The organism is Chitinophaga sp., assembly GCF_036569125.1.
GTDB lineage: Bacteria > Bacteroidota > Bacteroidia > Chitinophagales > Chitinophagaceae > Chitinophaga.
In genome coordinates this window covers 1-10,501 of sequence record NZ_DATCRF010000236.1, presented here as the reverse complement: position 1 = coordinate 10,501, position 10,501 = coordinate 1, and the positions used below count along the sequence as shown (strand labels likewise).

Sequence of the window (10,501 nt, the reverse complement as noted above, 5' to 3'; positions counted from 1 at the left end):
TTCAAAGCCCAGCCATTTAATGTCGGCTTTGATGGAATCCACATACTCCGTATCTTCTGTTACCGGGTTGGTATCGTCAAAACGCAGGTTGGTTTGCCCGTTGTATTTCTGGGCCAACCCAAAGTTGAGACAAATAGATTTGGCGTGCCCAATGTGCAGGTAGCCATTGGGTTCCGGCGGAAAACGGGTCATCACCCGGCCGCCATTTGCGCCTTTTGCGAGATCTTCTTCTATGATCTGTTCTAAAAAATTGAGAGATCTTTCTTCACTCATATAAAACCGGTTGTAATTTTACGGATGGCAAAGGTAAGCAAAATGGTCCACAGTCCATGGTCCATAGCATACTCCACGGGCAAAGGAAGTTCGTGGTCAGGCTGATGGGTGGCGGATCCTCTAACCTGCTTTTTGTGCGCTTACGGGGCCCTTCTACCATACACGCAGTACTCCGGCTGCGCGGCAGTCCATGGACCATCGACTATGGACCATGGACTCCACACAAAAAACACTACATTTACCCCTCAATATCTTATACACCAAATGGTCAACCCTTTGAAACGCCCGTTGCGGGTACTGGTAGCTAAAGTGGGCCTGGACGGCCATGACCGCGGGGCCAAGGTAATAGCCGCTGCCCTGCGCGATGCCGGTATGGAAGTTATTTACACCGGCCTGCGCCAAACCCCGGAAATGGTGGTGAGCGCCGCCCTGCAGGAAGATGTGGACGCCATTGGCATCAGCATACTCTCCGGCGCGCATATGACCGTATTCCCACGTATTATATCCCTCATGAAAGAAAAGGGTATGGATGATGTGCTGCTTACCGGCGGCGGCATTATTCCCGACACTGATATGCAGGCCCTGCAGCAGCTGGGCGTAGGCAAGCTGTTTCCCCCGGGCACGCATACACAGGAAATAGCCAGCTATATTTCCGGCTGGGTAGCTGAGCACAGAAATTTTTAAAGGTTGCAACCTTTTCCACGGTCATTCGTCTTTTTAATAGCAGCTTGAAAACTATAGCAGGGAAGCAGGCACAATAACTGCTGCCTGTATAACTAACCGCTTAAAAAATCCAACGAATGAAAATGAAACGTTACCTGATCCTCCTCGCAGCAGCCTGCCTGTTGCAGTGCAGCATTTTTGCACAGGAAAAAACAGATTCTACCAAAGACTGGAAAAAGATGGCCTTCGGCGAATATGCCGGTGGTAAAAAGAACAAGGTGTATACTTCCTGGGGCGGCGACGGGCCTTTGCTGTCCTTTGCTACCAGTGTAAAAGATAATGGCGTGCATGTGCGCAATATTCCCCGCTTTACCTTTTTTGTAAATATAGGCACCAACTTCAACTACGATTTTAATAAGAACTTCGGCATCTTCACCGGTTTAAATATCAAGAACATTGGACTCATCACCAAAGCCAACGATTCTGTAAAGCTGAAACGCCGTGTATATACGCTGGGCGTGCCTTTGGGCTTTAAGATCGGCGATCTGCGCCACGGCCGCCTCTTCTTTTTTGCCGGCGGCTCCTATGACCTGGCCTTTAATTATAAAGAGAAACAGTTCCTGAATGGTGATAAGAAACACAAATTCAACGAATGGTTCAGCGACCGTACGCCGTTGCTTATGCCTTCTGTGTTCGCCGGTTTCCGCTTCCAGCCGGGCTTTGGGCTGAAAGTACAGTATTACCTGAATGATTTCTTTAACAAGGATTTCCAGGAAACCGTGAACGGTGTGGCTACACAGCCCTACAAGAACCTGGAAGCAAAAATGTTCTTTGTAACGCTCAGCTACGATTTTGGGCGCATCAACTATCATAAGGATAAGTACAGGCATAAGCACCACTATCACGCAGAAACCAACTTTTAGTATCCGCCATACTAAACCCCGATCAGAATGGTGTTACTGGCTTTGGCCGGTAACACCATTTTATGTTGGCGCTAATTCAATAACTTAGTTGTGTAAAACCAAAACAATAACCATGTACGAAACCATCAGCACCACCCTGACAGATGATATTTTGATCATAGCCATCAACCGCCCGGATAAGATGAACGCCCTGAACCAGACCGTGATGAATGAGCTGGCGCTGGCTGTGGATGAGGTATACAAGAAAAAGGAGATCAAAAGCGCCATTATTACCGGTACCGGTGAAAAGGCCTTTATTGCCGGGGCAGACATCTCAGAGTTCCTGGAGCTGTCGCCGGAGCAGGGCGCTGCATTAGCTAAAAAAGGGCATACCATTTTCCAGCGTATAGAAGAATGTCCGAAGCCCATTATAGCAGCTGTGAACGGTTTTGCACTGGGCGGTGGCTGTGAGCTGGCCATGGCCTGCCATTTTCGTATAGCCAGCGCCAACGCAAAATTCGGGCAGCCGGAGGTGAACCTGGGCCTGATACCCGGTTACGGTGGCACCCAGCGCCTTACAAAGCTGGTAGGCAAAGGCCGGGCCCTGGAGCTGATGATGACGGGCGATATGGTGAGTGCGGCAGATGCGCATGCCATGGGGCTGGTGAACCATGTGGTGGAAAAAGAAGCGCTGTTGGACAAAGCCAAAGAAATACTGCAAAAGATCCATGCCAAAGCGCCGCTGGCCATAGCCGGGGTGGTCAAATGCGCCAACGCCGCCCTGGATGGGGATGTGGATGGTTTTGCCCTGGAGATCAACGAATTTTCTTCCTGCTTTGCCACCAAAGACCTGCAGGAGGGCGCCGCCGCGTTTATACAGAAACGGAAAGCGAACTTTACCGGGGAGTAGCAGTCAATTACGAATTATTCAATTACGACCCCGCGAAGCGGCGCATAGCCAGCTCCGCCAGGCGGGGAATGCCATTGAAAATAATTATGACTATGAATAATTACGAATGGAAGCCTTTTTGTTGAAGGGCCATATCGGGACTATGAATAAAGGGCTGTTAATTGAGCCAGGCCATTAATAGTTGCGTGCTGTGCCTGATCCGGATGATGGCTGCCGTCCGTGGTCTATTAATTCGTAATTGACCAATTCGTAATTCGTAATTCTTTATGTAGGTTTGTGGCTCAAAATTCAAGCATATGGAATTCAGAATAGAGAAAGACACGATGGGCGAGGTACAGGTACCCGTAAATGCCTATTATGGCGCTCAAACCCAACGCTCCATTGACAATTTCAGGATAGCACAGGACATTAATAAAATGCCAAAGGAGATCATCCGCGCATTTGCCTATCTGAAAAAAGCGGCCGCGCTTACCAACCTGGATGCCGGCGTGCTGCCTAAAGAAAAGGCCGACCTCATTGGCCAGGTATGCGACGAGATCCTGGAAGGCAAGCTGGATGCTGAATTTCCCCTGGTAGTATGGCAAACCGGTTCCGGCACACAATCTAACATGAATGTGAATGAAGTGGTAGCTTACCGCGCCCACGTGATCAACGGCGGCCAGCTTACTGATAAGGATAAGGTGATACACCCGAATGACGATGTAAATAAATCACAGTCCTCCAACGATACCTTCCCTACCGCTATGCACATTGCTGCATACAAAATGCTGGTAGAGGTAACCATTCCCGGCATCCGGAAGCTGCGGAATACCCTGGCGCAAAAGTCGCAGGACTTTATGCACGTGGTAAAAATAGGCCGCACCCACTTTATGGATGCTACGCCCCTTACCGTAGGCCAGGAGCTGAGCGGGTATGTGTCCCAGCTGGATCATGGCCTGAAAGCCATTCACAACACCCTGGCGCACCTGAGTGAGCTGGCTTTGGGCGGTACAGCGGTAGGTACGGGCATTAATACTCCCAAGAACTACTCCGTGAATGTGGCCCGGCATATTGCCACCCTTACCGGCATTCCCTTTATTACTGCAGAAAATAAATTTGAGGCGCTGGCTGCGCACGATGCTATTGTGGAAGCACATGGCGCGCTGAAAACAGTAGCTGTAAGCCTCATGAAAATAGCCAACGATATCCGTATGCTGAGCTCCGGCCCGCGTTCCGGTATTGGTGAGCTGTTCATCCCGGATAATGAGCCCGGTTCTTCCATCATGCCCGGTAAGGTAAACCCTACCCAGTGTGAAGCGCTTACCATGATCGCTGCACAGGTAATGGGGAACGATGTTGCCATTGGCATTGGCGGCGCCAACGGCCATTTTGAGCTGAACGTGTTTAAGCCGGTAATGATCTACAACTTCCTGCACAGTGCCCGCCTGATAGGCGATGGCTGTGTAAGCTTTAATGATAAATGTGCAGAAGGTTTGGCGCCTATTGAAGCCAACATTAAAAAGCACGTTGATAATTCACTGATGCTGGTAACTTCCCTGAACACAAAGATCGGTTACTACAAAGCAGCAGAGATTGCGCAGAAAGCCCATAAAGAAGGTACTACCTTAAAAGAAATGGCGGTGAAGCTGGGATATGTTACACCAGAGCAGTTTGACGAGTGGGTAGACCCGGCCAACATGGTTGGAGAGATAAAATAATAATGTGCAGATATGCAAATGTGCAAATGGTTATGGCCATTTGCACATTTTTATTTTAAGACGGTTTAAACAATTGATTCAATTCATCTGCACATCTGCATATTTGCACATCTGCATATTTATTTTATGCTTAAGTAGATAGTGCGCAGGCTGAGGATAATAACCATAATACCCACCATGATCATAAGCGGTTTGCGTTTGATCTTACGCACCAGGATGGCTGCAAAGGGCGATGCTATTACCCCGCCAATGATCAGGCCTATTACTACCTGCCAGCTGCTAACGCCGGTGAAGATCAGGAAGGTAATGGCGCTGGATGCGGAAATGAAGAATTCTGCTGCATTTACTGAACCAATGGTATAGTGTACGGTGCGGCCTTTGCTTAATAAGGTAGAGGTTACGATGGGGCCCCATCCGCCGCCGCCAATAGCATCCATAAAGCCGCCAAAAAAAGCCAGGGGGCCCAGGCGTTTTACTTTGCTTTTACGGCGCTGGCTCTGCAACCCTTTTCTGATAATGATAATGCCCAGTATCATGAGGTAAGCGCTCATAAAGGGTTTAATAATATTACCATCAATTTTGTCAGATAACAGGTACGCACCTATGATAGCGCCTGCCATACCAGGTATAAGCAGGTATAAGAATAATTTTTTGTTTACGTTACCCAGCTTAAAGTGTGCAATGCCCGAGGCGCCGGTAGTGAACACTTCTGCCACATGCACGCTGGCGCTGGCAATGGCCGGGGGCAGGCCCAGGCCCAGTAACAGGGAGGAGGAAGTAGCTCCGTAGGCCATGCCCAGGGCGCCATCTACCATTTGAGCGGCCAAGCCCACTCCTATATAGAATAAAAGCTGTGAAGTAAAAAGGGATTGTATGAACTGGTATACCCTGGTTTGGGTAGCTGCCGGCACATTGTAATAATAGGTGACCCACAGGCCGGCTATGGTAACGATAGACAGGAGGGTGATAATTACCCACAGGCCACGCTTTTTCTTATTTTCTTCGTTTACCAGCGTTATAAGCATTTCCTGCCTTCTCAGCGTAGCCGGTTGTTGTTCCAGTTTGTCTATCACCTCGTTATGCGACATAATACTTAAACGTTATATAGTCTATATGAATTATAGACTAAAGGTAGCCGGAATAAACAGCATATCCAAATAAAACCAAAAAAAAGTCCCGGGTTTTATTCCCGGGACCTGTCCTATAATGATTGGATCCTGATCTTAATTAGACGCTTTCTTTTTGAATACGCCATCATACGTAATAGTTACATAATATAAGCCGCGCATGGTAGGCCCGCCCACATACTGGAAATAAGCAGTATTTAAGATATTGGAGCCGCCTACTTTAATAGTGGTGCTCAGCTTGGGCAGCTGGTAGCTCACCTGTGCATCAACCGTGTTGTAGGCCGGCACATCGCCATTACCAAACAGGTTTTGCCAGTAGAAAGTATCCTGCCAGTGCCATACAATGTTAAACCCTACATTGGGTAACACCGCCCGGTTGCCAAAGCTTACGTTGGTGAACCACCGCGGTGTGTTGAAACCGGGGATCAGGGCATCATCTTTGGTTTTGTCCTGCGCCAGCTTGTTGTAGTTCACATTACCGCTGATAGTGTAGGTTTTATAGAAGTTGTAAGACAGCGCTACTGCCGCCCCATAGTTTTGCACGGTTGATTTACTGTTGGTCCATACCCGGTAGCGGTTTTGCTTGTTCTTATCCAGCATTTGCAGCAGCACGTCGGAGGTGGGATTGTTCACATCCCCGCTCTGCGGCACCGCTACTTCTACCTGGCCTATGAAATGTTTATAGGAGTTGTAATATCCATCTACATCCACAAACACCTTGTTATCAAATAAAACGCTTTTGTAACCGGCTTCAAATGCGTGGATCTGTTCCGGTACAATGGGATCCAGGTTAGCTACTTTCAGGATAGATGCATTCTGGGCCGCTGCATTTTCAGTGGTCATGCCCGGGTTGGCGTTAATGGTGCGGTTGGTAGCTGTACCAAAGGCCGTTACGGTGGAGGTCAGGTATGAGTTCTTGAAATAACCCAGTCCATCCTCAATGAATGCCAGCCCGCCTACACGCCTTACCTGCCCGTTGTTTACAAAGGAATAGGCTTCAAACAGGGAGGGGAAGCGGAAACCGTTCTGCCAGGATACGCGGATGTTGTGCTTCTGATCTTTGGTAGTATACACTGCGGCTATACGCGGGTTTATTTTACCGCCAAACTCCTGGTTCTTGTCGTACCGTAAGGAGCCGGTGAGCTTAATGGCATCGTTAAAGAAGGTTTTGGATGCCTGTACAAAGCCGCCTACTTTGCCGTACCAGATATGTTTTCCGCCGGGCTGGTTGCGTTTGTCCAGCGAGCGGGTAAAGTCCACGAAGTTGTTCCCGTCGGGGATGATCTCATAGGTGCGGTAATCAGCGCCTATCAGCACATCGGCAAAATGAACGTACTGGCGCAGGTTCCAGGTGCCTTCCGTATGGTAAAAGCGGCTCATTTGCAGTAAGGCTGCACCACCTGATTTGTTGGTGGAATCTTTGGATACCGGGTAAATATCCCAGTCGTTAATGCTTTTGATCTTGGCTACCTGCGCATCAAATGCAGCGGTGCCGGGTGTCCAGCGGCCATTATCGGCAGCAGCGCGGGCCGCGCGGTGAGCGGCTACCAGGTCGCCGGGATCGGCGGTTAAGGCATTATTGAGCGCTGTGGTATAATCTGCTTTCCACTGGTTATCTGATTTAAAGGATTTCTCCAGGTTATCGGCCAGCGGGTTCATATTGTAGGAGTCGCCGGTGTTTTCAATGGAAACGTAGGAGCGCAGGGTAAAATCATTATGCACCAGCTCCAGCTTGTGGTTCTGTACCAATACATTCTTTAAACCAATACGATTACCACGCTGAAAGAAGCCATCCATCAGGCCTACACGGTATGCATAAGACAGCTCCAGCTTAGGACTGATCTTGTAATGCAGTGCAGCATCGGCTTTTACATTCTTTACACCATAATCGCCTACCAGGTCTTTTTCCCAGTAACCGGTGCGGTGCACGTTGTAGGCGCGGCCGTCTTTGTCCTTAATAGCAATATCTGTCTGATCCGCATATTTATTCCATGCATCATTGGCAATATTATCTGCGCCGCTTAGCTGCGGAAAATCCGGATTGGCCTTGCTTTGCGGGTTAAAGTCGTTATGGCTGTCGGCATACCAGTCGGTACCCTTCATGTAGCTGAAGTTCACTTTAAATGCCCACTTATCATTGATCGCCTGCGCATAACGGATGGCCGTTTCCGTAATAGGCTTGGGTGAGCTGCCTTTACCGTCAAAATGGTTAAAGGCTACTTTTTGCATTACGCTCAGGCCCTGGTACTGAAAAGGATTTTTAGTAACAAGGTTTGACATGCCGTTAATGGCGTTCATGCCATACAGGGCGGAAGATGCGCCGGGCGTAACTTCCACGCTTAAGATATCCAGTTCTGTGGGGCCGATGGCGTTACCCAGGGGCACGCCCAAAGTAGCGGCCTGGTTATCCACCCCATCTACCAGCTGCATGAACCGGAAGTTATTGGGCACGTTAAAACCGCGGGTGTTGAACACTTTAAAGGTAAGGCCGGCGGTGGTCATCTGCACGCCTTTGAGATTGCCGATGGCATCGTAGAAAGAGGCTGCAGGCGTGGATTTCAGCGCCCGTATGTCCAGCTTTTCAATGGCTACCGGTGATTTTAACAGCTTCTCCTGCTGGCGGCTGGCAGATACCACCACTTCATTCACCAGTAAGGATTGAGTATATAATTGTATCTGCAGGCGGCTGTTGCTGTTGCGTACCTCAAACTCCTGCGGTTGGTAGCCAATGAGGCGTATCACCAGCCGGTAGGGGAATTTGGTATTGGTAGTGAGCTCAAAATGGCCGGTGCTGTCTGTTGTGGCGCCAAAAGAAGTGTTCTTTATCTGGATGGAGGCGCCGGGAAGGGCCTCTCCCTTATCATCTACGATCCGTCCGGCTATTATATAGTTGCCATTCAGCTGTGCCTGTGCCAGTATCGGCAGCAGCAGTAATAACAGCCACAGGTAGGTAGACTTAATTCGTTGCATTGTAGTTTATTTGGTGGTAAATTTTTAAAATGTATGGTAGGTATAGATCAATAATGTATTGTGGATGTGCTGTTTACACAACATCGGCCAAAGACAAACTGTATAATTGCACCCCTGAAAATCATATAGTCTATAGAATTTGTGGACAAATGTATAAAAGGGAATTTACTTTTCAAAGCAAGAGGGGGAAAATGTGCAGATGTGCAGATGTGCAGATGTGCAGATGAGGGGAATGTGCTGATGTGCTAATATGCTAATGTGCTGGTGTTTATTAGGGGATGTTTTAACGGATGATTTGATGGGTTGATTTGATGAGTGATTTAATGGGTTGATTGATGTACTAATGTGTAGCGCTGACTTAAATGCATGATGTTTATGCTGATGACGGCGGATAGAATTATTGGAGAAGTGGTTGGGTAATAAAGTAAAAGGCCTGTCAGTATTTAATCTGACAGGCCATATAAAATAAAATTTCATCAACAGAAACCAGCACATTGCATATTGGCACATCAGCACATAAGATCCTGATCCCTGCCGTTACATACGTATTCCAGCCACCTGCACACTTGCCACAGCTTTATGCTTTGTCCTTTATGCTTTACGCTTATTCTACTGCACCATTTACTACGGCTTCACTACGGCTGCCGTTATTGTTGGTGGTTTCCACGCGTTTGCTGAAAAAGCGGCGCTGGAACACCAGGATGGTTATTACACCGGTAGAAATGGCTGCATCTGCAATATTAAATACGGGGCGGAAGAAAATAAAATAGTCGCCGCCCTTGAGAGGGATCCACTTTGGCAGGTAACCTTCATAAATGGGGAAGTACAGCATATCCACCACCCGGCCGTGTAAAAAGGCGCCATAGCCGCCTTCCTTAGGCATAAAACGGGCAATATCATAGCTGCTGTCGCTGAAAATAAGACCGTAGAACATACTGTCTATCAGGTTGCCGGCTGCACCGGCCAGGATCAGGGAGCCGCAAATGAGCAAACCGGTATGGAATTTCTGGGCTACCAGCTTGCGCATATACCAGAAACCAATTACCACGGCTACCAGGCGGAATAAGGTCAGCAATATTTTACCGAAGTCCCCGCCGAACTTTAAACCATAGGCCATACCCTCATTTTCAATGAAATGAATGCGGAACCAGTTCGGGAAGATCACAAACTCCTGTTGCATATACAGGTGAGTTTTTATCCAAAACTTCAGCGCCTGGTCTATGATCAGGATCAGTACTACGATAAATATTACGTGACGATATTTCATAATGGTCTAGTGCTATTCTGTAATCCCCAAACTGCACGGATAACGGCTGTTTTGAGGGGACACAAATTTTACCAAAAATAATAGATTTATTTAAAGTGGAAAGCAGTATTACTCTTCAAAATAAATCCTTTTTACCCGCTGGGAGATCCCGGTCAGGATCTCATAGGGGATCGTGCCGGCCCAGGAGGCTACCTGCTGCACGGGCAGCTGCTGCCCAAAAACGATCACCTCATCGCCTTCCGCTACTTCGGGAATATGGGTTACATCCAGCATCAGCATATCCATGGCCACTATACCGGCTACCGGGGCCAGCTGCCCGCGAACGAGCATCTTCCCTACCCCATTGCTCAGGGAGCGGGGGTATCCATCGGCATAGCCTATACGAACCGTGGCAATTACAGCGGGGCCGGGGGCGGTCCATTTGGCGCCGTAACCTACGGTTTCCCCTTCGGAGAGGTATTTAAGCTGGGCGATGGTGGTTTTGAGGGTGCTTACATTTTGCAGCTTTTCCTGCATTTCACCATTACCGCTGTCTATCCCGTACATGCCAATGCCCAGGCGCACCATATCCAGCTGAAGGTCGGGGTGGCGCTGTATGGCGGCGCTGTTGGCTATGTGGCGTATGCCAATATACCCCAGCGCTTTTTGCAGCTCATGGCTCATTTCATAGAACAGGCGGCCCTGCCGGCGGG

General features: G+C 48.7%; 9 protein-coding genes. 4 read left to right on the top strand and 5 right to left on the bottom strand.

The features are described 5' to 3' along the window. A partial coding sequence (locus tag VIM87_RS08415; protein ID WP_331996551.1) for a glutamate--tRNA ligase family protein occupies positions 1–273 on the bottom strand: 273 nt, incomplete at its 3' end. A gap of 276 nt (positions 274–549) precedes the next feature. Here VIM87_RS08415 and VIM87_RS08410 point away from each other — a divergent pair. From VIM87_RS08410 to fumC, 4 genes are all read left to right on the top strand, one after another. Beyond that, positions 550–957 (top strand): cobalamin B12-binding domain-containing protein, encoded by a 408-nt coding sequence (locus VIM87_RS08410; protein ID WP_331996550.1) that lies wholly within the window; start codon positions 550–552, stop codon positions 955–957. 116 nt (positions 958–1,073) lie between these two features. Then, a complete protein-coding gene (locus tag VIM87_RS08405; RefSeq protein WP_331996549.1) occupies positions 1,074–1,859 on the top strand; it encodes an outer membrane beta-barrel protein in 786 nt (261 codons plus the stop codon). 112 nt (positions 1,860–1,971) lie between these two features. Continuing rightward, a complete protein-coding gene (locus tag VIM87_RS08400) occupies positions 1,972–2,748 on the top strand; it encodes an enoyl-CoA hydratase/isomerase family protein (RefSeq protein WP_331996548.1) in 777 nt (258 codons plus the stop codon). Between the two features lie 296 nt (positions 2,749–3,044). Then, positions 3,045–4,445, top strand: coding sequence for a class II fumarate hydratase (gene fumC, locus VIM87_RS08395; protein ID WP_331996547.1), 1,401 nt, complete (start codon positions 3,045–3,047; stop codon positions 4,443–4,445). A gap of 119 nt (positions 4,446–4,564) precedes the next feature. On the opposite strand, the gene VIM87_RS08390 is transcribed toward fumC, so the two are convergent. The 4 genes from VIM87_RS08390 to alr form a co-directional block, all read right to left on the bottom strand. Next, positions 4,565–5,533 carry a sulfite exporter TauE/SafE family protein gene (locus VIM87_RS08390; RefSeq protein ID WP_331996546.1) on the bottom strand — a complete coding sequence of 323 codons (969 nt, stop codon included), beginning with the start codon at positions 5,531–5,533 and terminating at the stop codon, positions 4,565–4,567. Between the two features lie 135 nt (positions 5,534–5,668). Beyond that, positions 5,669–8,542 (bottom strand): TonB-dependent receptor, encoded by a 2,874-nt coding sequence (locus VIM87_RS08385; RefSeq protein WP_331996545.1) that lies wholly within the window; start codon positions 8,540–8,542, stop codon positions 5,669–5,671. Between the two features lie 604 nt (positions 8,543–9,146). Continuing rightward, positions 9,147–9,809: a lipoprotein signal peptidase gene (locus tag VIM87_RS08380; protein ID WP_331996544.1), complete on the bottom strand. Its 663-nt coding sequence runs from the start codon at positions 9,807–9,809 to the stop codon at positions 9,147–9,149. A gap of 108 nt (positions 9,810–9,917) precedes the next feature. Beyond that, a partial coding sequence (gene alr / locus VIM87_RS08375; RefSeq protein WP_331996543.1) for an alanine racemase occupies positions 9,918–10,501 on the bottom strand: 584 nt, incomplete at its 5' end.

Bases quoted from the DNA above. Each gene is read 5' to 3' on its own strand.
- VIM87_RS08400 (WP_331996548.1), top strand. From the start codon at position 1,972: ATGTACGAAACCATCAGCACCACCCTGACAGATGATATTTTGATCATA.
- fumC (WP_331996547.1), top strand. From the start codon at position 3,045: ATGGAATTCAGAATAGAGAAAGACACGATGGGCGAGGTACAGGTACCC.
- VIM87_RS08390 (WP_331996546.1), bottom strand. From the start codon at position 5,533: ATGTCGCATAACGAGGTGATAGACAAACTGGAACAACAACCGGCTACG.
- VIM87_RS08385 (WP_331996545.1), bottom strand. From the start codon at position 8,542: ATGCAACGAATTAAGTCTACCTACCTGTGGCTGTTATTACTGCTGCTG.
- VIM87_RS08380 (WP_331996544.1), bottom strand. From the start codon at position 9,809: ATGAAATATCGTCACGTAATATTTATCGTAGTACTGATCCTGATCATA.
- VIM87_RS08405 (WP_331996549.1), top strand. From the start codon at position 1,074: ATGAAAATGAAACGTTACCTGATCCTCCTCGCAGCAGCCTGCCTGTTG.